The organism is Nocardiopsis sp. NPDC006938, assembly GCF_042869555.1.
Lineage (GTDB): Bacteria > Actinomycetota > Actinomycetes > Streptosporangiales > Streptosporangiaceae > Nocardiopsis.
In genome coordinates, this window is sequence record NZ_JBIAGA010000005.1 from 333454 (window position 1) to 355159 (window position 21706).

Sequence of the window (21706 nt, forward strand, 5' to 3'; positions counted from 1 at the left end):
CACAGTCTCGCACGCCCGGCCGCGCCGGTTTGGGGAGCCGGTCGCGCGGGGTAGGGCGCTCCGGGAACGGCATCCGAATCCGGGGGAGACACCATGGCCGACCTGGTCGACCTGCACGGCACCGCGATGGCGGAGTTCGACCGCCGGGTGGCGGGGGTGGCGCTCGCCGACTGGGCCCGGCCCACGCCCTGCGCGGACTGGGACGTCCACGACCTCGTCAACCACCTGACCTCGGAACAGCTGTGGGTGCCGCCCCTGCTGGACGGGGCGACCCTCGAAGAGGTGGGCGACCGTTTCGACGGCGACATCCTGGGCGAGGAACCGGCCGCCACCTGGTCGGTGGCCTCCCGCGAGGCACGCACCGCCTGGCTGGCGCCCTCCGCCACCGAACGGACCGTCCACCTGTCCTTCGGGGACGTTCCGGGCCGCGTGTACCTGTGGCAGATGACCTTCGACCTGGGAGTGCACGCCTGGGACCTGGCGCGGGGGATCGGCGCGGACGAGCGGCTCGACCCCGGCCTGGTCGCCGAGCTCTTGGCCTGGGCCGAGGAGAACACGGCGGTGCTCTCGGGCAGTTCGCTGTTCGCCGAGCGGGTCCCCGTCGGCGACGGCGCCGACGCCCAGACCCGCCTGCTCGCCCTCACCGGGCGAAAGCCCTGGCCGTAGTCCGGCAGCGGGCCCGGCTACGACGCCAGCGCCCGACCCAGCACGCGGGCCCCCTCGGGGAAGGCTCCGGGCCGCGGGCCCGCGAAGTTGAGCCGAAGGTGCGGTCCGGTGGGCTCCGCCGGGAACCACTCGCCGCCCGGAGCGACCAGGACCCCCGCCTCCTCGCACTCGCGGACCACGCGGGGCAGGTCGGTGGCGTCCGGCAGCCGTAGCCACAGGTTGAGCCCGCCCTGGGGGACCGCCGCGAGGTAGGCGGTGGGCGCGTGTACGCGGAGCGCGTCGACCAGGAGGTCGCGGCGGGCCGCCAACTGCTGGCGCAATCCCCGCAGGTGGGTGCCCCAGGCGGGCTGGGTGACGACGTCCAGCGCCGCCTCCTGAAGCACACCGCTGACGTACATGGACTCGGCCCGCACATCGGCGAGGACGCGTTCCCGGGCCGGGCCCCGGACGACCATCCCGGCCACCCGCACGGCCGGGGACACGCTCTTGGTGAGCGAGCGCAGGTACACCACGTGACCCGCGTCGTCCCGCGCGGCCAGCGGGCTCGGCTCCGCGTCGATCCCGAGGTCGTGCGCCCAGTCGTCCTCCACCAGGAACGCGCCGTGGCGGCGCACGGTCTCCAGTACCCGCTCACCGAGGTCGGCGGACCAGCGGGCCCCGGTGGGGTTGGCGAAGTTGGGCTGGGCGTACAGCACCCGCGCCCCGGTCCGCTCGAAGGCGCGGTCCAGTTCGTCCGGGTCGGGGCCGTCGGCCCCGCTGGGAACCGGCACCATCTCCACACCCGCCCGCGCGGCCGCGCGAGTGGCGCCCCAGTAGGTGGGTGACTCGATCAGCAGCGGCCCCGCGGTACCGACCAGGGAACGGAAGACCGCGCCCAGGCCGCCCTGGCTCCCCGGGAGGACGAGCACGTCCGCGGAGGTGGGGGGCGTGACCCCCACCGGAGTGTGGGCGGCGAGCCCCTGGGCGAACCAGGCTTGGAGATCCGGCAGACCGGCGGCCGGAGGACGGCTCACGGTCGCCTCGCTCCGAGCGGCGCGTGTGAGGGCGGCGCGTACCAGGCGCTCAGGGAGCAGGTCCCGGTCCGGGTATCCCGAGTGGAGCGCTATCGCGTCGTTGGGCGGGGTGCGCAACGCCGTGTCCGGGCCGGGGGAGCGGTGCCGTGGGGCGCCGAGCGCGGCGGTCTGCCAGCCGTAGTCGTGAGGACGGGCGACCCGGACCGCGCGTACGAACGTGCCCACTCCGGGACGGCTCTCCACCGCACCCTGGGCCACCAGAGCGCGCAGGGCCTTTTGGACGGTGACCGGGCTGGCGGCGTACTCGGCCACCAGGGACCGGGTCGAGGGGAGGCGGGCTCCGGGGGCAGCCTGGGAGATCCACGCGCGCAACCCCTCGACGATACGCGCACTGCTATCGTTGTTCATGAGTGATCATAGTAGCGCTACTCGAAAACTTCCCCCGGTGCTATCTTCGCGTTCCGGGCTCTGGTGGGGTCTGCTCGGGGTCGCCGCCTTCTCCCTGACCGTCCCGTTCACGCGCGTCGCCGTGGCCGAGGGGGCGATGTCGCCCCTGTTCGTGGGCTCCTTCCGCGCCGTGGTCGCCGCGCTGCTGGCCGCCGCGGCGCTCCTCCTCACCCGTCAGCGCCCGCCCAGCGGGCGCCAGTGGTGGCGTCTGGCCCTCGTGGCCGGGGGAGTGGTGGCCGGGTTCCCGATCCTGACCTCGTTCGCCCTGACGACGGCCTCGGCCAGTCACGGGGCGGTGGTGATCGCCCTGCTCCCCGCGGCGACGGCGGTGGCGGCGGTGGCGCGCGGCCGCGAGCGGCCCCCCGCGGTGTTCTGGGCCACCGCCGCGGTGGGCACGGTCACGGCGGTCGGCTTCGCCGCGTTCCAGGGCGGGGGGACGGGCGGCGGCCCCGCCTGGGCCGACCTGCTGTTGTTCGGCGCCGTCATCGCGGCCGCGATCGGCTACACGGAGGGCGGACTCCTCGCCCGTGAGCTCGGCGCGTGGCAGACCGTCTCCTGGGCCCTGGTGCTGGCCGCGCCGCTCATGGCCCTGTTGAGCGGGGTCGCCGCGGTCCAGCAGCCGCCGAGCGGGTCGCCCGGGCAGTGGGGGGCGCTCGCCTACCTCGCGGTGGTCAGCATGTACCTGGGCTTCTTCGCCTGGTACCGGGGCCTGGCGACCGGCCCGATGACCCGGGTCAGCCAGATCCAGCTCACCCAGCCGGTGATGACCCTGAGCTGGGCGGTCCTGCTGCTCGGCGAACGTCTGACCTGGCCCGCGCTCCTCGGAGGGGGTGCGGTGGTCCTGTGCGCCGCCGTCGCCGTCCGCTCCAGGGCCGGGCGGACGACGACGGCGCGCGTGGCCCCGGCACCGGGGCCGATCCCTAACTAGCGCTCACGCGCTCCGGGACGTCCTGGGCGGCCTCGGAGCCCTCGGTCCGGGCACCGTCGGCGCCGGCTCCGTCAGCGGGCTCGGGGGCCGCGACGACGCCCTGCTCCACCGCCATCTCCCTGACCAGGCGCGGCGCGCTCCACAGGGTGGGCAGCAGCACCAGCCCCACCGGCACGGCCGTCACGACGATGAACGACTGGAGGGCCTGCACCCCGTTGTCGCCCACGGTGAGCAGCACGATGGCGGCGGCGCCCATGCCCACGCACCAGAACGCCCTCACCCACGGGAAGGGCTCGCCCGTCCTCATGCTCGCGGACGAGATCGAGTACGACATGGCGTCCAGGGTGGCCGCGAAGAAGATCAGGGTCACGGCGATCATGACCAGTGCCAGCAGGGCGCTCATCGGCAGGGCCTGGACGATGGCCAGCGCGGCGGCGGGCAGGCCGTGCTCCTCGTAGGGCCCGGAGATGGCCCCGGGAGTGCGCTGCTCCAGCCACAGCCCGCTGCCGCCCAGCGCGGTGAACCACACGGAGGTGACCACGGCGGGCAGTACGGTCGCGCCCAGGAAGATCTGCCGGACCGTGCGGCCCTTGGAGATGCGGGCGATGAAGATCGCCATGATCGGGCCGTAGCCGATGAACCAGCCGAAGAAGAAGACCGTCCAGTAGCCGAGCCACCCGGTGTCGCCGCGGTACAGCGTCATCGGCACGAACTCGCGCACGTGCACCGCGCTGGCCTGGAGGAACAGGTCGACGACGAAGGGCAGCGAGGACAACCCGACCACGCACACGATGAGCACGAGCGCGGCCCACACGTTGATCCGGCTGAGCAGCTGGATGCCCCGGTCGAGGCCGCTGAGCACCGAGACGGTCGCCACGGCGGTCAGACCCACGATGATCGCCACCTGGGTGCCGAAACCGGAGCCGAAGCCGAACATCTCACCGCCGATGTAGGACATCTGGAGGCCGAGGAAGCCGATGGGGCCGACCGTTCCCGCGACCACCGCCACCACACAGCTGATGTCGGCGACGGTGCCGACCCAGTGTGTGCGGACCCGGTCGCCCAGGACCGGCCACAGGAGCGTGCGCGGTCGCAGGGGCATGCCCTTCTCCACGCCGCGCATCATCACCAGCGTGGCCAGGGAACCGCCGATCGCCCAGGCCGGGAACCCCCAGTGGACGAAGGTCTGCGCGAGGGCGACCGAGGCGCCCTCCATGCCACCGGCCATGTGGGCGTACTGCGGCGGCGGGTCGACGTAGTGGGCGAGGGGTTCGGCGGCGGCCCAGAAGACGCCGCCCGCCGCGAGCAGGGTGGTCAGGACCATGGCCACCCACCGGAACCAGGTGAATCCGGGGGCGTCGGTCCCGCCCATGCGCACGCGTCCGTACCGGGAGAGGGCGAGCACGGTGGCGACGGCCACGGTGGCCAGGAGCAGCACCTGCCAGTAGGCGCCGAACCAGCGCGCCGACCACGCGAAGGCGGCGTCGACGGCGGTGTTCACCCCTGACGGGGACACCAGCGCCGCAAGGACGAACGCGATCAGCAGGCCGCCGGAGACACCGACCACCCAGAGATCGGGTCGGCGGCCGGTTTCGGGCACGCGTGGGCTCGCGGTGGAAGACATGGAGAAGAGGTTGCCCCTCGATCGGAAGCGCCCGCCGGAGGCCCCGGCGGACCGGCCGAGTCTACGTGCGTTCGTCCTGATCCGAGTGGGTGTGCGGGGGTGCGTCCCACCACGCGGGTGTGTGGCCGCGGCCGCGTCGCCGGGTCGGGTCTGGCCGCGTCACCCGCCGAGGAGGGCCACCGAGTCGCGCTCCACGAGGTGGACCGGCAGCCGTACGCACCGCCCGGGACCGTCCCCGGGCGCGGTCAGCAGGCGCATGGCGTGGTCGCCCAGGAGCTCGCGGTCCAGGCCCACGGTGGTCAGACCCGGGTCGAGCAGCCCCGAGGTGGCGAGGTCGTCGTGCCCGACCACGCTCACGTCCCGACCGACCCGCATCGACAGGGAGCGGGCCGCGGCGTACACGGCGGTGCCCAGGTAGTCGGAGTTGACCACGAACGCCTCGTGTCCGGCCGACCCGCCCCCTCCGGCGGGAGCGATCCGCCCGGCGACCATCCGGGCGACGCTGTCGTGGTCGAGCGGGCAGCGCACCACGGTCCCCGTCAGTCCCCACGCGGCGCAGAGCCGGACGAACTCCTCCTCGCGGCCCCAGTCGGCGGCCAACCCCTCGGGGGCCATGACGAGGGTCGCGCGACGGTGCCCCCGCGCGCGCAGGTGTTCCAGGGCCAGGGCCACGGCGGCCCCGTCGTCCGGCCCGACGGTGGAGAGCCGCTCGGCGCCGGGCACCGCCGGTTCCGGGGTGCGGTTGAACGCCACCACGGGGACGTCCGGGTGCCGGGGGAGCCAGTCGGTGAGCGGTCCCCTGCGCCCGATCGGGCTGATCGCGACTCCGCCCACCCCCTCGGTGGCGAGCCTGCGCAGCGCGGCCGACTCTCGTTCGACGTCGTAGTCGGAGCTGAGGATCAGCAGGAAGGCGCCCTCGCGGTGCGCCCGTACCTCCATGCCGCGCAGGACGTCGAGGAAGAAGGGGTTGCGCATGTTGCGGATGACGACCCCGTAGGCGGAGCGCTGCCCGGTGCGCAGGGCCCGCGCCCGCCCGTCGACCTGGTAGTCGAGGTCGGCGGCGGCGCGGCGGACCCGTTCCACGGTCGCCGGGGCCACCCGTCCCTGACCGTTCAGGGCGAAGCTGGCCTGGGCCACGGAGACCCCGGCCAGGGCGGCGACGTCGCGCAGGGTCACGCGCTTGCGTGAGGAGGGCATGGGAGGTCCTTCCGAAAGGAGGTGTGCGGTCATGATGCCGGTGGGGCGGTGGAGACGCCACGCGCGTCGAGCGGTACGCGCGGCGGTGTCGAGGGGGAGCACGGGCCGCGAACCGGGGCTGGCACGGGGCGGGCGCACCGAGGTGCGCAGGTGACGCAGGTGACGCGGTTGGCCGAGGGTTCCCAGGGTGTTGGCCTCGCGGACACCGATCACGACAGTGCAGGTCACCCCTATGGTAAATCGTTTCATCACGAAGTACCCTCAACCCACCCCTCGGCCCGGCGTCCGGGCCGTCCGACCACCCTTCGGAGCCCCCATGTCCCACCGACGCACGGCGATCACCGGCGCCGTCGTGACCCTCACCGTCCTGGCCCTGACCTCGTGCGGCAACGTCGACGCCCCCGGAGGCGCGGCCTCGGGCGGCGGCGACATCGTCATCACCTACAACTCGCCCTCCGAGTGGGGCAACTACGGCGAGGTGCTGAGCGCGTTCACGGAGGAGACGGGCATCAACGCCCCGAACGACCCGAAGAACTCGGGCCAGGCCCTGGCCGCGCTCCAGGCCGAGAAGGGCTCCCCGGTCGCCGACGTGGCCTACACCGGCATCGCCTTCGGAGAGCAGCTGGTGGAGGCCGGTGTCCTCCAGGCGTACGTCCCCGAGGGCGCCGACCAGGTCCCCGAGGAACTCCGCGACCCCGACGGCGCCTGGACCAGCGTCCACACCGGCACCATCGCCCTCATCGTCAACGAGGACCACCTCGACGGCGCCCCCGTACCGCGGAGCTGGGAGGACCTGCTCGACCCCGCCTACGAGGGCAAGGTCGGCTACCTTGACCCCACCCAGGCCGCTGTCGGCTACTCCGCCGCCACCGCCGTCAACGTCGCCCTCGGAGGCGACCTCGACGACTGGGGACCGGGCCTGGACTACCTCAGCCGACTCAAGGACAACGGGGCCTCCACCTCCGCGCAGACCGCCACCGCCAAGGTCGCCCAGGGCGAGATCCCGATCCTGATCGACACCGACTTCAACGGCTACAAGCTCCGCGACGAGGGCGCCAACGTCTCCGTGGTCATCCCCGAGGAGGGCTCGCTCCAGATCCCCTACATCGTGGGCCTGGTCGAGGGCGCGCCCAACGAGGACAACGGCAAGGAGCTCCTCGACTTCTACTTCTCCGAGCGGGGCCAGGGCCTGTTCGCCGCCGGGTACATGCGCCCGGTGATCGGAGAGATGCCCGAGGAGCTCGCCGACAAGGTCCTGCCGCCGCAGGAGTACGAGCGCGCCACCACGATCGACTACGTCGAACAGGGCGCGCGCCAGCAGGAGTTCATCGAGCTCTACCAGGACGAGGTCGGCTTCTAGTGCCCTCCAGCGCCACCGCCGGGGGCACCGCCCCCGGCACACGAGGACGCGCGGCGGCCGCGCCCGCCTGGATCGCCGCGCTCCCCGCCCTGATCGTCATCGGCCTGTTCAGCGCCTACCCCGTCGTGGTGATGGTCGCCAACTCCCTCGGCCTGGGGCAGCCCCCGGCCGACGGCGGGCCCACCCTGGAGCACTACGTCCGGGCCTTCGGCTCGGCGGCCGTCCGCGACGCGCTCGTCAACTCCCTCTACATCGCCCTCGGATCGGTGCTGATCACGCTCTGCGTGGCCGTGCCGGTGGTGCTGCGCCAGGCCGACGACGACCGGGCGGGCAGGGGCGGAGCCCTCACGGACGCCCTGCTGACCCTGCCCATCGCGCTGCCCGGCATCATCATCGGGTTCTTCGCGATCGTCCTGACCGGACGCACGGGTCTGCTCGGGCTGGCGTGGGACGGCTTCGCGGGACTGGCCTACACCTTCCCCGGCCTGCTCATCGCCTACCTCTACTTCTCCCTCCCCCGGGTGCTGGGGCCGCTGCGCGGCGCCGCCGCCACCCTGGACCCGTCCCTGGCCGAGAGCGCCCGCACGCTGGGCGCCTCCCGACCCCGCGTGTTCTGCACCGTCACCCTGCCCCTGCTGCTGCCCGCCGCGATCGAGACCAGCGGTACCGCGATCGCGGTCGCCCTCGGCGGGTACGGCACGGTCGCGACCCTGTCCGAGGGGGTGCGGCTGCTGCCGCTCAACGTCGCCAACGAACTCACCACCGGCTACCGGCTCGCCGCCTCGTCCACCCTCGCGGTCATCCTGGCCGTGACGGCGGTGCTGGCCCTGGTCCTGGGCCGCGTGCTGGCCCGCGTCGTCCGTCGGGCGGTGTCCTCATGACCCGGCTTGTCACCCGGCTGACCTGCGCCTTCGTGGTCATTCCCCTGGTGGCCACCCTGGTCGCCGCCACCAGCGTCGACTTCTCCCAAGGCCCGTGGGGCGGCGGTCCCACCCTGGACTGGTTCGCCTACGCGTGGCCGCCCCTGGCTCCGGTGATCGGCCGCAGCCTGGGCGTGGCCGCCCTCGTGGTCGTGTTGAACCTGGCGATCGGGGGGCCGCTGGCCTGGTGGGTGGCCCGCCACCCCTCATGGTTGACCCGTCTCACCGGCTACCTGGTGAACGTGCCGCTGGCGGTGCCCGGCATCGCGCTCAGCGTCGCCCTCGTGGGCACCTACCCGATGCTGCGCCCCAGCGGGCTACTGCTGGTCCTGGGCCACCTCGTCTTCACCCTGCCCTTCACCCTGGCGGCGCTGGTGCCCGCCCTGGCCGACGACGAGCTGCGCACCAACGAGAGCGTCGCCCGCAGCCTGGGCGCCGGCTCCGTGCGCGTCCTGCGGACGATCACCGTCCCCGCCTGCCTGGTCGCCGTCACCCAGGCCGTCACGATGGTGTTCGCGCTGTCGTTCGGCGAGTTCAACATCAGCTTCTTCATCAACCCGCCCGCCACGCCCACCGCGCCCTTCGCCCTCTTCGACTCCTACTCCACCCAGCGCCTCGAACTCGCTTCGGCGCAGTCGATGATCTTCGTCGCCTTCGTCGCACCGGTGCTGACCGCCATCGTCCTGGCCCGGCGCCGGGCCCCGAGGAGGACCCCGTGACCACCCACGCCACCGCGTCACCGACCCCGAGCGGCGAGGCCCCCGCCGTCACCCGCGCGGCCGGGCTGACCGTGGACGGCCTGACCGTCCGCTACGGCTCCACCACCGCCGTGGAACACGTGTCCCTGGACGTGGCCCCGGCCGAGACCGTCGCCGTCATCGGCCCCTCCGGCTGCGGCAAGAGCACCACGCTGCGCGCCGTCGCCGGTCTGGTCCCCGTCTCCGAGGGGGCGATCGGCCTGGCCGGACGCGACGTCACCGCCCTGGGACCGGCCCGGCGCAACATCGGCCTGGTCCCCCAGAACTACGCCGTCTTCCCGCACATGAGCGTGGCCGCCAACATCGGCTACGGCCTGCGCGCCCGGGGGACGGCCGCAGCCCGCCGCGAGGCGCTCGTGCGGGACATGCTGGAACTGACCCACCTGTCCGACCTGGCCGACCGCCGCCCCGACCAGCTCTCCGGCGGCCAGCGCCAGCGGGTCGCCCTGGCCCGGGCGCTGGCGATCCAGCCGGACGCCCTCCTCCTGGACGAACCCCTGGCCGCGTTGGACCCGCAGCTGCGCGGCGGGCTGCGCCGCGAACTGGCCACGATGCTGGCCGCGACCGAGTGCGCCACCCTCATCGTCACCCACGACCAGCGCGAGGCACTGTCCCTGGGGTCGCGCATCGCCCTGCTGCGCGACGGGCGGCTGGTGCAGTTCGACACGCCCCAACGCCTCTGGGACGACCCGGCCGACGCCTTCGTCGCGGACTTCCTGGCCGGGGCGGTCCTGCTGGACGCCGAACTCGACGACGGGCACGCCGTCACCCTGGACGGGAGCTGGCGCCTGCCGGTCCGCGACCTGGAGGTGCGCCCCACCGAACACGGGGCCGTGCGCCTGTTGCTGCGGCACGACAGCCTCACCGTCACCGACGACTCCGCCGCCTCGGCGCTGGTCGCGGAGGTGACCCACTCCGAGTTCACCGGCGACGGCGTGCACCTGACCGTCCGCGCGGGCGGCCACCACCTGGGGGTGCGGGTCCCCCCGGACGCGCGGATCGGGCGTTCTGTGGCGCTCGCCGCCGCCCCGGGAAGGGCCACCCTGCTGCGCCCCTGACCCGCACACGACGCACACCCGCCCCCGCCCGCCGACCACGGCCACGAGAGGAACAAACATGCTGGAACTGGAGATCCTCGGATCGAACGCCACCGCGCCCACCAAGGAGGGGCCCGCCTCCTGCTACCTGCTGCACACCGAGACCGGAGTGGTCCTGGTGGACGCCGGTCCCGGGTCACTGCTCGCCTACTGCTCCCGGTACGGGCTCGACCGCCTGCGCGGCATCGTGGTGACCCACATGCACGCCGACCACAGCCTCGACCTCATGGCCTGGGCCTACCGCTGGACCTTCCCGCGGGTGCTGCCGCGCGTACCCCTCTTCCTTCCCGAGGGCGAGACCGAGCGGGTGGCCGCCTTCGACGCGGTCTTCGGCATCCCCACCCTGCCGACCATGCACCAGCCCATCGCGCAGTCCTTCGAGATCACCCCGATGCCCAGGGACGGCCGGACCGCGCACGAGGTGGACGGGGTCTCCTTCCGGTCGTTCCCGGCACACCACAGCGTGCCCTCGGCGGCGCTGCGCTTCGAGTCGCCCGACGGCCGCAGCGTCGCGTTCTCGTCCGACACCGGGTACTGCGCCCCGGTCGCGGAGGCCGCGCGCGCGGCCGACCTGTTCGTGTGCGAGGCCACCTACCTGGAGGCCGACGAACAGGCCCTGCACGGACACGGCCACCTCACCGCGCGGATGGCGGGGCTGCTGGCCACCGAGGCCGACGCCCGACACCTCGTGCTGACGCACTTCGCCGACCCGGCCGACTGGGAGGAGGGCCGCCGCCACGCGCAGGAGGCCTTCGCGGGGAAGGTGAGCGTCGCCGTACCCGGCAGCCGCTTCTGACGGCGGCCCCGGTCCCGTCCCCGCGCCCCGGCCACGAACCGCGCCCTCCGTGGTCGCGGTGCCGGGGCACGGGGGCCGCGGGGGCCGGGTGGACTATCCTCGCCCTGGACGCCGTCCCCGCAGCCCGGGGCCCCAGCCGCGGCGCGCCGCACCGGGAGGGAACCATGACCGACCAGACCTCCGTCGCCCGTGAGGAGCTCCGCCGCGTCCAGACCCCGGCCGGGCCCGTCGTCGGCACGGTCCGCGGCGACGTCGTCCGCGCCCTCGGCATCCCCTACGCGCACGCGGAACGGTTCGCCCCGCCCAGGCCCGCCCCCGCGTTCACCGCACCCTTCCAGGCCACCAGCCCCGCACCCGCCTCGCCCCAGCTGACCTCCCGCGTCGTCTCCACGGCCGTCGACGGCGTCTCGGTCGGACGCCACGACGAGCACTGCCAGCGGCTCTCGGTCACCTTCCCCGCCGACCTGGCCGACGACGAGCGCCTGCCCGTCATGGTGTGGATTCACGGCGGCTCCTACGTGACCGGCGCCGGGGACATGGAGATCTTCGACCCCACCCGGCTGGTCACCGAACAGCGGATCGTCGTCGTCGCCCTCACCTACCGGCTCGGGGTGCTGGGCTACCTGCGCCTCGGTGACACCGCACCCGCCAACCTCGGCCTCCTCGACCAGGTCCAGGCGCTGCGCTGGGTGCGCGCCAACATCGCGGCCTTCGGCGGCGACCCCGACCTCGTCACCCTCTTCGGCCAGTCCGCGGGCGGCGACGCCGTCGCCCACCTCATGATCAGCCAAGGCGCCGAGGGCCTCTTCCGCCGCGCGGTGGTGCAGAGCGCGCCGCTCGGCATCATCACCGGGCGCTCCCGGATGTCGGAGGCCATGGCGCGGGCCGTCGGCGCCCCCGACCCCGACGCCACCGCGGCCGAACTGGTCGCACTCGAAGAACGGGCGGGCGCGGCGGCCAAGGGGTTCGGACTGGCCAGCGCCATGCCGTTCGGCACCCAGTACGGGCACGCGCCCCTGCCCCCCGAGTCCCTGCGGCTGCGCGCCTGGCGCGCGGCGGCCCCCGGCGTCGACCTGCTCATCGGCGCCACCAGCGAGGAGACCGGGCTCTTCGCCGAGTTCCTGCCGCCGATCCGGCGCCTGGCCGCCCTGCCCGTGGTCGGCGGAGCCCTGCGGCGCCTTCTCGTGTGGGCCACCACCCACCGCATCTACACCGGACCGACCAAGCGGTTCGCCCGCCACCACCGAAGGTCCGGCGGCCGGGCCACCCGCTACACCGTCACCTGGCGTCCGGAGGGCAGCCCCTACGGCGCGGCCCACATCGTGGACGTCCCCCTGCTGCTCGGTACCAGGGAGGCCTGGGAGGGCACCAGGCTCGTCGGGCGGACCGACTGGGCCGAACTCGACCGGCGCGGCCGGGCCGTGCGGCGCCTGTGGGCCGACTTCGCGCGCACCGGCACCGTCTCCGCCGACAACGCCGAGGCCGCCTCCGACAGCCTCACCGTCCACCGTTCCTGACCCACCGCCCCGGCCCGTCGGCGTCCGGTGGCGCGGTGGGCTTCAGCGGTACCCGTACTGCCGGGCCGGGACCCGGTTGCGGCCGATCAGGAACCACAGGATCGCGCCGACCAGCGGAGCGAGGAACACGAGGACGATCCACACGAACTTCATGGCGAGGTCCAGTCCGGAGAACAGGATGCTGAACACGGCGGCGACGATGAGCACGACCGCCACCAGCCCCGCCAACAGGGCGCCGATCATCAGGGCCAGGGCGATCCCGGTCTCCGGGGTCATCGACTCGAACAGCGACAGCAGGGACATCTCGGTTCTCCTCAGGGTCAGGCGGGGCCCGGCCGCCCCCGTCTCGGTGCGGGACCGGGCCCCTTGGCTAGGCACTCCACGCTAGGCCCGCCCACCCCCGTGGGGCCTCCCCCTGGGGGACGTTCCCGCGCGTCGCCTTGGACGGTGCCCGACCCCGCCCGGCCGACGCTTTCGTGGCGGCGCGCACCGACTTTCGTCGGGGGTCCTCCGCCCCCGGGTCCGATCACCGAGAGGGGCGAGTCGTCACCGAACGGTGGTCGGCCGTTGGCCGCCACCTGTGCCCGCGTTCAGCGGCGTCGAGGTCGTGGACCGCGACTGACCGACGACGACCAGAAGGGGGTCCGGGGCCGGGTCGGCCCCGGACCCCCGCGTCGCTAGTGGCGGTCGACCACGATCTGTCCGTCAGCGCCGACCAGACCGGCCGGGCCGCCACCGTAGAGGGCCTCGACCCGGGCCCGCTCGGTGGCGTTGGGCTGGGCGTTGGCGCAGCCCACACCGCCGGTCGAACCCGACATGAGGGAGGAGCACGGGCCGGGCTTGGCGTCGGGCAGCCCCAGGCTGTGGCCGAGCTCGTGCGCGGCGATCCGCAGCGGGTCGTGCCCCTCGGCGGTGCCCTGGCGGCCCATCCAGACGGTGACCTGACCGCCCGGACGGACCGGACCCAGGTGGGCGCGCGGCCAGCCGTCGTCGGTGATCACGCGGATCTCGGCGCGCGGCCCGGCGGGGGCGGGCTCCAGACGGACGTTGTCGACGCTGGAGTTCCACACGTCGGCGGCCGAGGCGACGACCGAGGTGAACTCGGCGGCCTGGCTGGCGTCGTAGTACAGGACGGTGGGGTTCTGCCGGAGGGACTGCTCGGTGGACGCCGCGCCGGCCGGTGCGGTGCCCACCAGCGTCAGCGCCAGCGCGCTCAGCGCGACCAGGAGGGGTGTCAGGACGCGTCTCAGCATGGGGTCTCCCTGGGGGGTGAGGGTGCTGATGATCTTCGTGACCCGGTGGGGTCGCGGTGATGCTATGCGTGATGGTTGGTCCCCACAAGGAGTGCAGGACGCTAAGATTCCGCAGCGCGCCCCGGGCTGCGGAGTTCAGGAACCCGCCGCGTCCAGATGCGCCGCGAGGTCGTCCAGGAGCGCGGACACCGCCTCCGGTTCCGGTTCCCTGGTCTCGGGTGAGCCGGAGTGTTCCGGCTAGTCCTCGTCGGTGTCGTCCGTCTCTTCCTTGGCGGATTCCCAGTCGCACGAGAGGCCGGGGCTGCCGCCTCCCTGGTGGGCGGCGGAAATGCAGGTCACTTCGCGCCCGTCCACTTCCACATCGAACACGTGGACCTGGGAAGGGGCCTTGCTTCCCTCATGAGAAGAGGTCGGGGCGCTCCTGTTCGATTCCTCGAACTCCTCCTGCAAAGCCTCACAGGCGGTCAGCGCGAGGATCGCGGAAGCAGCGAGGGCGAGAGCGAAAAGCCGGGATTTCACTGAAGTCCTCCGAGGGGGTGGGGGGAGCCCCGGCGCACGGCACCCATCCGAAAGGCGCCCGCACAGGGCCTCTCCAGCGTATGACAGCAGGCATTCACCACCAGGAGGAGGTCATTCCTCTCCGTCAGGTGCCGTACGGCTCGGCCGCCGCCGAAGACGGCTACGCCTTCCTCCCGGGACCGGACACGAGGGGCCCCGCATCCGCTGGCTCCGTTCGGGCCCCTCACGCGTCGCGCAGGACGAGGCAGCCCGCGTACACGGCGCAGGACACCGCCGCCCACACCACCAGGACCATGGCGGCGACCCCGGGCGCGAGCTCGGTCACCTCGAACGCCGGTGTGCCCAGCAGGCTCATGGCGGCCTGGTCCGGCAGCAGGCGGACCCCTTCCGGCCACTGGAGGAAGCCGCCGCCCGCGAGCACGGACACCCCCACCAGGACCGTTAGCGGCGCGGCGGTCCCGCGCATGAGGGCGGCCGACCCGAGGGCGACGACCGACACCAGGGTGTAGGCGAGCGCCCAACGGCCGGTGTCCGCGAGGACGGCGCCCCCGCCCGCGTCCTCCGCGAGGCCCAGGATCACCCGGCCGGGTAGCAGCACCGCGAACGCCGCCGGAACCACGACCGCGCCCGTCGCCAGGAACTTGCCGAGGGCCAGTCGGCCGCGCCCCGGCACGGCGGCCAGGGTCGTGCGCAGCTGCCCCTCCCGGAACTCGCTCCCCATGGCGTGCAGCGGCACCAGCAGGAACACGTGGACCGGGGCGAACATCACCACGGCGAACGCCGACAGCGGGGCCACGTCGTCACCGATGCCGAACCTCAGCCCGTCGGCGGTGGCCAGCACCGCGAAGAGGGTGTTGGCCACCAGTGTGCCGTACAACGCCAGCCAGGTCACCGGGAGCGTCAGGATCTTGGTGGTCTCCGCTCGGACCACGTCACGCAGACGGGGGCGGAGCGTCGTGAACGGCGCGTTCATCGGGCGTCCCTCCGGTGGAGAACCAGTGCCGCGGCCGCGACGGTCACGACCAACCAGGTCAGCAGGACGAGTCCGCCCGCTGTCGGCGACGCGCTGAACGGCGGTCCCGCCAGGTCCAGCCCCTCGCTCTGGAGCAGGAGGTTGCGTCCGGCGCTGAACGGGGTGAGGGCGTCCAGGCCCGGCGCGAGGGCTGCCAACGCCTGCGTGAGGGTGAGGACCAGGAGGCCGCCCATGAGGAGCACACCGAACACCATCCGGCGGGCGATCAGGGAGACGGCGAACGAGACCGTCGTGATGACGACGAGGAACAGCACCGCCCCGGCGATCCGGGCCAGCGACTCCGCCCGCCAGATCAGGTCCGGCTGCCAGTCCCGCACCGCGAGGTGGGTGAAGAACAGGGCGAGGGCGGCGAAGAACAGCCCGCACGCGAGTGTGTACAGGCCGGTGGCCGCGCACTTGGCCAGGACCAGGCGCATACGTGAGGGTACCGCCAGCACACTCAGCCCCAGATGTCCCGAGCGGAACTCGGCTCCCGCGATGACCGCGCCCAGGACCGGGAAGAAGATGCCGGGGTTGAACACGCCGGCGCCCATGGACACGAGAATGTCGAGGTCGGCGGGGACCGGCCTTCCGTACCACCAGTGGTCGCCGTGAACGTCCACGGTCTCCAGGGCCTCTCGCGTGGACGCCAGCCCCTGGAACTGGAAGAGGACGGTGAGGACGGCCAGGGCGCCGGTGACCCCGAGGACGCTGGGCAGGGTCACGGTCTTGGTCAGCTCCGAGCGGACGGTGGACACGACGCTCACCAGTTCCTCCCGGACGACCCGTCGGTGAGCGCGAAGAACGCCTCCTCCAGCGAGCCGTGACCGGCACTGACCTCGGCCAGCGGTCCGTCGGCGATGACCCGCCCCCGGTCGATGATCACCACGTCGTCGGAGATCTCCTCCACCTCGTTCATGAGGTGACTGGAGACCAGCACGGTGTTCCCCCGCGCGGCGTACTCGCGCAGGTACGCGCGGACGGTGCGGATGCCCTCCGGATCGAGTCCGTTGACCGGCTCGTCCAGCACCAGCGCGCGCGGACGCCCCAGCAGCGCGGCCGCCAGCCCGAGTCGTTGCCGCATCCCCAGTGAGTACCGGCCCACGCGTCTGCGGGCCGCGTCGGTGAGCCCGACCGTGGCCAGTACCTCGTCGACCCGTCGGGTCGGGAGGCGGTGGGTGTGGGCCAGCCACCGCAGGTGGTCCACGCCCCGGCGCTCGGGCACCGGCGACGCGCCGTCGAGCAGGGCGCCCACGGTGCGCAGCGGAGCCCGCAGCGAGGCGTAGGGGCGTCCGTCGACCAGCGCGGAGCCGGAGGTGGGCCGGTCCAGGCCCAGCAGGACACGCAGTGACGAGGACTTGCCCGCGCCGTTGGGGCCCAGCAGGGCGGTGACCCGGCCCGGTCCGGCGCGGAAGGTCACGTCGGACAGGATGACGCGGTTCCCGCGCCGCTTGGTGATGTTCTCCAGGGTGAGCATGACCGCCATGCAAGCAGCGCGCCCGGCCCGCGGACATCGGTCCGGGGGCCGGACCCCGAGCCGGAGGTCGGCCCCAGGGCCCTCGGACCACGGGCCCATGCCGTGCGCGGCGCCCGCTCCTACAATCGGGACAGTGGATACCCCCGAACCGCCCAGAGCCCCCCACACGTGGCTGTTGCCCGCCCTGACCGTCGGCGGCGCCGCCGCCCTGGCCGCGTCCACGGTCGGCCTGGGAGGGGGCACCGCGGTGCTCTCCCTCATGACGGCCGTCGCGGCCCTGGCCACCGGGCTGACGGTGTGGACGGCGCTGCGCTCACGGCGCGAACGGCGGGAGCACGAACGGCGCCTCGCCCTCTGGGCGGGGGAGCGGGCGGTCCAGCGAGAGCGCCTCCGCATCGCCCACGACCTGCACGACCTGGTCTCCCACGGACTGGGGACCGTCACCGTGCGGGCGGCCGCGGCGGCCCGGGCGCAGGGGCCGTCCGGTGACCGGGAGCGGATCGGTGCTCTGGCCGACATCGAGGAGGTCAGCCGTCGTACCACCACCGAGCTCAGGCGCATGCTCACCGTGCTGCGCTCCTCCGGCCCCGGCGCCTCGGTGCGACCCGCCGAGACGCTGGACGCTCTGCCCGGGATCGTCCGGGGCGCACGGGAACGGGGGCTGGACGTCGCCCTGGAGGTGACGCCGGACCCGCCCGGCGTCGTCGATACCGTGTCACCCGGTGTCCAACTCACGGTGTGCTCCGTCGTTCGGGAGGCCCTGGACAACTGCGCCCGGCACGCGGGACCCACCGGCGCCCGGGTGGCCGTGCGCCGGGGGGACCGTTCCGTGACGGTCACCGTGGTGGACGACGGCCCGGCGCGGGGGTGGGTGCCAAGCCCGGGAGCCGGGTTCGGCCTGGTCGGTCTGCGCGAACGCGTGCGTGCCCTCGACGGAACCCTGTCCGCGCGTCCGAAGGGGACCGGGTTCGTGGTCACCGCGCGGCTCCCCGATCCGGAGACGGCGTGACCGCGACGCCCCCGGTGCCCGACACCGACCCCTCGCCCGGCGCTCGCGACACGCCCGGTTCTGCCTCCGCCGACGTGCGCGTGCTCGTCGCGGACGACCAGCTCCTGTTGCGCCGCAGCCTCTCCCTGCTCATCGACGCCGCGCCGGGGGTGGCCGTGGTCGGGCAGGCGGGGGCCGGCCGCGAGGCGGTCGCACTCACCCGGCTGCTGGACCCCGACGTCGTGCTCATGGACATCCGCATGCCCGACGGGGACGGGATCGAGGCCACCAGGACGATCACCTCCGCCTCCGGGGGGACCCGCACCAGGGTGGTGGTGCTGAGCATGTTCGAGCTCGACGAATACGTTCACGCGGCCCTGCGGGCCGGGGCCAGCGGCTTCCTGCTGAAGGACGCCCACCCGGACCAGCTGGTCGATGCGGTCCGGCGCACGCACGCCGGGGAGTCCTTGCTGGCGCCGAGCGTCCTCGCCCGTGTGGTGGAGCACTTCCTGCGCGGCCCCGGGGCGGGGCCCGCACGCGGGATCGACCACCTGACCGACAGGGAGACCGAGGTCCTCACCCTGGTGGCGCGGGGACTGTCGAACACCGAGATCGCCCAGGCGTGCACCATCTCGATCAGAACGGTCAAGACCCACATCGGCAACCTGCTCGCCAAACTGGGTGCCCGGGACCGGGCCCAGCTGGTCATCGCCGCCTACGACAGCGGTCTGGTCGTCCCGCCCTGACACGACACGAGTCCCGGGTGGCGGGCCCTCGCCGCCCCGGGCGGGGGAGACCGGGGCCGGTGGCCGCGGCACCGCCGAGGTGCTCCGGGGGAGTTGTCCACAGCCGGACGGCCCCGCTTGTGGCCGTCCGGCTGTGCGCCCAGACTGGAACCGAGGACACCCCTCTCCCCACCTTCCGAACCGTAGGGACGGCCATGCTGGAACCCCTCTTCGACACCCACGCCAGCCTCGACGCCCTCGTCCTGTACTCGTCCCGGGCCACGGAGTGCCGCGACGTCTACAACGCGCTCGGGCTGGCCTTCGGTGAGGAGCCCGGCGCCCTCCCGCGCGGAGCCGGGCGCTACACCACCCGACTGCCCCTGGGGCCGGTCCTGGAGATTCGCCCGGTCGCGGAGGGGACGCGGACGGTGGGCCTCGGGCTGCGCCTGGCCCTGGACGCCGCCGAGACCGACCCGCCGCTCGCCCGGGGAGAACACCTGCTGACCGACCCGGACGGTCGCGGTGTGGCCGTCACCGTTCGGTGAACCGGTGGGTCACTCCCGGGCGCGGATCATGGACACGTACGCGTGGAAACCGCTCCACCGCGTGTGCCGGACCGGGCGCCTGCGGTACTCGCGGAAGCCGACGCTCTCGTAGAGCCCGAGCGCGGGCGCGTTGGTGTCCTTGATGTCCTCCAACGTGAACTCGTCGTAGCCGGGAAGGGAGACGATGTGGTGGAGCACGGCCCTGGCCGCGCCCCGACCGCGGAAGCGCCGGGCGCTGGCGACGAACCCGATCTCGGCGCGACCGGGCCGGTCCGCGCCGGAACCGCCCTGGAAGTGGGTGCGAAACACCCGGTCGGCGATGGTGCCCTTCCCCGGCCCGAGGTGCCGGCGCAGCGTGCGCGCGTCGTGGTCGATCGCCTCCTGGCCGCTCTCGGTGAGACTGGCCAGGGCGGCCGGGCGGCCGTCGATCAGCGCCACGTGGAAGCGTTCCAGAACCAGCATGTGCTCCACGGCCCCGGTGAGGCGGACCGTGTCCTTGGAGAAGTACGCCAGGTCCTCGCCGAACCCCTCGACGAACACCTCCGTGATCGCCCTCCGGTACGCCTCGCCCAACGTGTCGCCGCGCCTGACCTCGATCCGCGTCTCCCCGGTCGCCTCACCCATCGTCGCCCTCCCTGAGGAACAGTCCCATCACCGTGGAGGCGCTCGGCAGCGCGCACCGCTCACCCAGGGCCGAGCGCATCGACACGAGGCCGTCCAGCAGGGCGAAGTAGCAGGAGGCCAGCTCGTCGGCGGAGCCGTCCCGAACGGAGCCCCCGGCCTGACCCCGCTCGACGAGCGCGACGGTCGCGGCGAGCAGCTCGGTGTTGCGCTCGACCAGGGCGCCGGTGGCCGGGGCGCCGTTCGCCTGCGTGAAGGCCTGGTGCATCAGTTGGAAGAACTCGACGAAGTCACCGTCGCCGGACAGGTCCGACAGGAACTCTTCGGTGAACGCGCGCAGCGCGTCCACCGGGTCGCCCGGTCCCCGGAACAGATCCACGACGGCGCCCATCCCGGCGGCCGCCTCGGCGACCAGCGAGTCGAACAGCTCCTCCTTGGTGGCGTGGTGGCGGTAGATGGAGCCGGTGCTGATTCCGGCCTCCGCCGCGATGCTCCGCATGTTGACCGCGGCGTACCCCTGGCGCGCGAACAGGCGCACGGCGGCGGACCGCACGCGTTCCCGGGTGGCGGCGCGCATCGCCTCGTGCTGCTCGGGACTCCGTGGCACGGTGCCTCAACTCCCGATCTTTAGAATGAACATATGTTCATTCTAGGCGCATCGGCGCCTCGGCGGAACCCGGAGGTCCCGGACGGCCACGACCAGCAGACCTCGGATCGCCCAGCCTTCGATTCGGACCGCGTCCGCCTCGCACGGGGCAGCCCTGGGGTTCGCCCACGTCGTCGCCTTCGGGGGCCTCACCGGGCGGCTGTCCCGGCGGGGGCCCCTCCGAGCCGGGGGCGCGGGCGGCAGGGGAGGGGACGAGCGCCGACCCCGCCTCAGCGCACCCGGCTGCCCCCCGACCCGAGGCGACCGCGCACCAGGGCGACCAGGGCGTCGACCACGAGGAAGGCCGCCAGCGAGACCCCCAGCACGGGCAGGGCCGCCCCGAGGGCCGCGCACACCACGGCCACCGCCGCGCGCAGCGGCCAGGACAGCGCCGGGAACGAGCCGCGCGGGTAGGGCCTGCCCGGGCCCCGTACCCCGCCGGGCCGAGATCCGCGCCGCCACCACATCCGGTAGCCCAGGACGATCACCCACAGCAGCCCACCGCACAGCGCGGTGAGCACGAGCTGGTTGGGGACCCCGAAGAGCAGGCCCATGTGCGCGTCCACGCCCCAGCGGCTCAGCTTCGCCATCAGGGGGTGGTCCTCGAACCGGACCACGTCGACCACCTCCCCGGTGTCCTGGGCGACCGCCACCGAGTCCGCCCGGGTGGGCCAGGAGCGTTCGAGCTGGGTGACCACGTAGGGGGAGGTGTGGTCGGCGGGCAGGTCCACGGTGACCCGGCCGTCGAGCCCGGCGGACCGGGCGCTGGCCAGAACCGCGTCCGGCCCGACGTCCACCCCTGGGCTCTCGGAGACCGTCTGCGTGGACACCGCGGGGGTGGTCCACGCCATCCGCTCGCGTAGGTCGGAGACGTTCGCCCCCGCGTACTGCGACCAGGTCAGACCGGTGGCGGACAGGAATAGCAGCCCCACGAGAATCCACGTGCCGGTGAGCGCGTGTGCGGAGACCGATCGGGAACGCCCCGATCCAACCCGCCCAGGGCGCGTGCGGCCGCTCCTCACACGCGCCACCCACAGGGCCAGGCCGCCCAGCGCGACCACCCCCAGCCAGCTCGCCGCGAGTTCGCTGTAGAGGCGTCCCACCCCGCCCAGGTGGAGCTCACGGTGCAGCAGGTCGGTCCAGGTGCGGACCGGAAGCGCCCCGCTGGTTCCGTAGCTCTCCGACACTCCGAGCACCTCGCCCGCGTGGGGGTCGACGAAGACCGTCGTGCGGGCCCCGGTACCGTTCCGGGCCAGGTCCATGAGCACCCACGTGGAGTCCTCCGGGGTGGTGGCCGGGCGTACCGAGTGCACCCTGGCGTCGGGCAGCTCGGCCCGGGCGATCCGCACCTGTTCGGCCAGGGGGAGGGACTCCTCGGCGGCGGGCACCCGCAGCAGGTCGGCGTAGAGCGCCTGTTCGAGTTGGGGCGTCCACACGTACAACAGCCCGGAGACCGCCGCCACCAGGACGAAGGGGGCCACCAGCACGCCCGCGTAGAAGTGCAGCCGCAGGAGCAGCGGCCTGAGCTGGGTCCACACGCCCCTCTTCGTTGGGGGTGCCCCGGCCCCGGTGGGGGGTGTGGTCGTGGTCGCCGATT

23 protein-coding genes are annotated in these 21706 nt (G+C 73.6%); 11 read left to right on the plus strand and 12 right to left on the minus strand.

From position 1 onward, the window contains the following. The first annotated feature begins 93 nt into the window (after window positions 1-93). On the plus strand, window positions 94-666 hold the full coding sequence (locus ACFYL4_RS10885; protein WP_387518158.1) for a TIGR03086 family metal-binding protein: 573 nt from the start codon (window positions 94-96) through the stop codon (window positions 664-666). A gap of 17 nt (window positions 667-683) precedes the next feature. On the opposite strand, the gene ACFYL4_RS10890 is transcribed toward ACFYL4_RS10885, so the two are convergent. Then, window positions 684-2087 (minus strand): PLP-dependent aminotransferase family protein, encoded by a 1404-nt coding sequence (locus ACFYL4_RS10890; protein ID WP_357762875.1) that lies wholly within the window; start codon window positions 2085-2087, stop codon window positions 684-686. Between the two features lie 37 nt (window positions 2088-2124). Between ACFYL4_RS10890 and ACFYL4_RS10895 the strand changes: the two genes are divergently transcribed. Beyond that, window positions 2125-3054, plus strand: coding sequence for a DMT family transporter (locus tag ACFYL4_RS10895; protein ID WP_387518159.1), 930 nt, complete (start codon window positions 2125-2127; stop codon window positions 3052-3054). Here ACFYL4_RS10895 and ACFYL4_RS10900 read toward each other — a convergent pair. Together ACFYL4_RS10900 and ACFYL4_RS10905 are read right to left on the minus strand one after the other, a co-directional pair. Further along, window positions 3047-4678, minus strand: coding sequence for a BCCT family transporter (locus ACFYL4_RS10900; RefSeq protein WP_387518160.1), 1632 nt, complete (start codon window positions 4676-4678; stop codon window positions 3047-3049). The genes ACFYL4_RS10895 and ACFYL4_RS10900 overlap by 8 nt on opposite strands. A gap of 159 nt (window positions 4679-4837) precedes the next feature. Beyond that, window positions 4838-5875, minus strand: coding sequence for a LacI family DNA-binding transcriptional regulator (locus ACFYL4_RS10905; RefSeq protein WP_357762866.1), 1038 nt, complete (start codon window positions 5873-5875; stop codon window positions 4838-4840). Between the two features lie 316 nt (window positions 5876-6191). On the opposite strand from ACFYL4_RS10905, the gene ACFYL4_RS10910 reads away from it, so the two are divergent. The 6 genes from ACFYL4_RS10910 (at window position 6192) to ACFYL4_RS10935 (ending at window position 12323) form a co-directional block, all read left to right on the plus strand. Beyond that, window positions 6192-7235, plus strand: coding sequence for an extracellular solute-binding protein (locus tag ACFYL4_RS10910; RefSeq protein WP_387518161.1), 1044 nt, complete (start codon window positions 6192-6194; stop codon window positions 7233-7235). Further along, entirely contained in the window at window positions 7235-8116 is an 882-nt protein-coding gene (locus ACFYL4_RS10915; protein WP_387518162.1) for an ABC transporter permease, read from the plus strand. Before ACFYL4_RS10910 ends, ACFYL4_RS10915 begins: the two co-directional genes overlap by 1 nt. Continuing rightward, window positions 8113-8874, plus strand: a complete 762-nt coding sequence (locus tag ACFYL4_RS10920) for an ABC transporter permease (protein ID WP_387518163.1) — start codon at window positions 8113-8115, stop codon at window positions 8872-8874. The genes ACFYL4_RS10915 and ACFYL4_RS10920 overlap by 4 nt, the downstream gene beginning before the upstream one ends. Further along, a complete protein-coding gene (locus ACFYL4_RS10925) occupies window positions 8871-9971 on the plus strand; it encodes an ABC transporter ATP-binding protein (protein ID WP_387518164.1) in 1101 nt (366 codons plus the stop codon). Before ACFYL4_RS10920 ends, ACFYL4_RS10925 begins: the two co-directional genes overlap by 4 nt. Before the next feature lie 58 nt (window positions 9972-10029). Beyond that, window positions 10030-10806: an MBL fold metallo-hydrolase gene (locus ACFYL4_RS10930; RefSeq protein ID WP_357762855.1), complete on the plus strand. Its 777-nt coding sequence runs from the start codon at window positions 10030-10032 to the stop codon at window positions 10804-10806. Between the two features lie 164 nt (window positions 10807-10970). After that, window positions 10971-12323 (plus strand): carboxylesterase family protein, encoded by a 1353-nt coding sequence (locus ACFYL4_RS10935; protein WP_387518165.1) that lies wholly within the window; start codon window positions 10971-10973, stop codon window positions 12321-12323. Between the two features lie 42 nt (window positions 12324-12365). Here ACFYL4_RS10935 and ACFYL4_RS10940 read toward each other — a convergent pair whose 3' ends face one another. The 6 genes from ACFYL4_RS10940 to ACFYL4_RS10965 all read right to left on the minus strand — a co-directional run bounded on the left by ACFYL4_RS10940 (window position 12366) and on the right by ACFYL4_RS10965 (window position 16584). Continuing rightward, window positions 12366-12626, minus strand: coding sequence for a PLD nuclease N-terminal domain-containing protein (locus tag ACFYL4_RS10940; protein WP_357762849.1), 261 nt, complete (start codon window positions 12624-12626; stop codon window positions 12366-12368). A gap of 374 nt (window positions 12627-13000) precedes the next feature. Continuing rightward, window positions 13001-13576, minus strand: a complete 576-nt coding sequence (locus tag ACFYL4_RS10945) for a snapalysin family zinc-dependent metalloprotease (protein ID WP_387518166.1) — start codon at window positions 13574-13576, stop codon at window positions 13001-13003. 237 nt (window positions 13577-13813) lie between these two features. Continuing rightward, window positions 13814-14095, minus strand: coding sequence for a hypothetical protein (locus ACFYL4_RS10950; protein ID WP_387518167.1), 282 nt, complete (start codon window positions 14093-14095; stop codon window positions 13814-13816). 223 nt (window positions 14096-14318) lie between these two features. Further along, entirely contained in the window at window positions 14319-15068 is a 750-nt protein-coding gene (locus tag ACFYL4_RS10955; RefSeq protein WP_387518168.1) for an ABC transporter, read from the minus strand. Next, a complete protein-coding gene (locus ACFYL4_RS10960; protein ID WP_387518169.1) occupies window positions 15065-15874 on the minus strand; it encodes an ABC transporter permease in 810 nt (269 codons plus the stop codon). The genes ACFYL4_RS10955 and ACFYL4_RS10960 overlap by 4 nt, the downstream gene beginning before the upstream one ends. Beyond that, entirely contained in the window at window positions 15871-16584 is a 714-nt protein-coding gene (locus ACFYL4_RS10965; protein ID WP_387518170.1) for an ABC transporter ATP-binding protein, read from the minus strand. Before ACFYL4_RS10965 ends, ACFYL4_RS10960 begins: the two co-directional genes overlap by 4 nt. 133 nt (window positions 16585-16717) lie before the next feature. On the opposite strand from ACFYL4_RS10965, the gene ACFYL4_RS10970 reads away from it, so the two are divergent. From ACFYL4_RS10970 to ACFYL4_RS10980, 3 genes are all read left to right on the plus strand, one after another. Further along, window positions 16718-17593: a sensor histidine kinase gene (locus ACFYL4_RS10970; RefSeq protein WP_387518171.1), complete on the plus strand. Its 876-nt coding sequence runs from the start codon at window positions 16718-16720 to the stop codon at window positions 17591-17593. A 14-nt stretch (window positions 17594-17607) separates the two neighbouring features. Beyond that, window positions 17608-18318 (plus strand): response regulator, encoded by a 711-nt coding sequence (locus ACFYL4_RS10975; protein ID WP_387518225.1) that lies wholly within the window; start codon window positions 17608-17610, stop codon window positions 18316-18318. A gap of 194 nt (window positions 18319-18512) precedes the next feature. Then, the gene (locus ACFYL4_RS10980; protein WP_387518172.1) at window positions 18513-18842 is read left to right on the plus strand and encodes a hypothetical protein; all 330 of its coding nucleotides are present in this window, start codon (window positions 18513-18515) and stop codon (window positions 18840-18842) included. Window positions 18843-18851: 9 nt separating this feature from the next. On the opposite strand, the gene ACFYL4_RS10985 is transcribed toward ACFYL4_RS10980, so the two are convergent. The 3 genes from ACFYL4_RS10985 to ACFYL4_RS10995 all read right to left on the minus strand — a co-directional run bounded on the left by ACFYL4_RS10985 (window position 18852) and on the right by ACFYL4_RS10995 (window position 21647). Further along, entirely contained in the window at window positions 18852-19466 is a 615-nt protein-coding gene (locus ACFYL4_RS10985; RefSeq protein WP_387518173.1) for a GNAT family N-acetyltransferase, read from the minus strand. Beyond that, complete coding sequence (locus tag ACFYL4_RS10990) at window positions 19459-20070, minus strand: TetR/AcrR family transcriptional regulator (protein WP_387518174.1); 612 nt, start codon at window positions 20068-20070, stop codon at window positions 19459-19461. Before ACFYL4_RS10990 ends, ACFYL4_RS10985 begins: the two co-directional genes overlap by 8 nt. A gap of 269 nt (window positions 20071-20339) precedes the next feature. Next, a complete protein-coding gene (locus tag ACFYL4_RS10995) occupies window positions 20340-21647 on the minus strand; it encodes a PepSY-associated TM helix domain-containing protein (RefSeq protein WP_387518176.1) in 1308 nt (435 codons plus the stop codon). Window positions 21648-21706 lie beyond the last annotated feature (59 nt).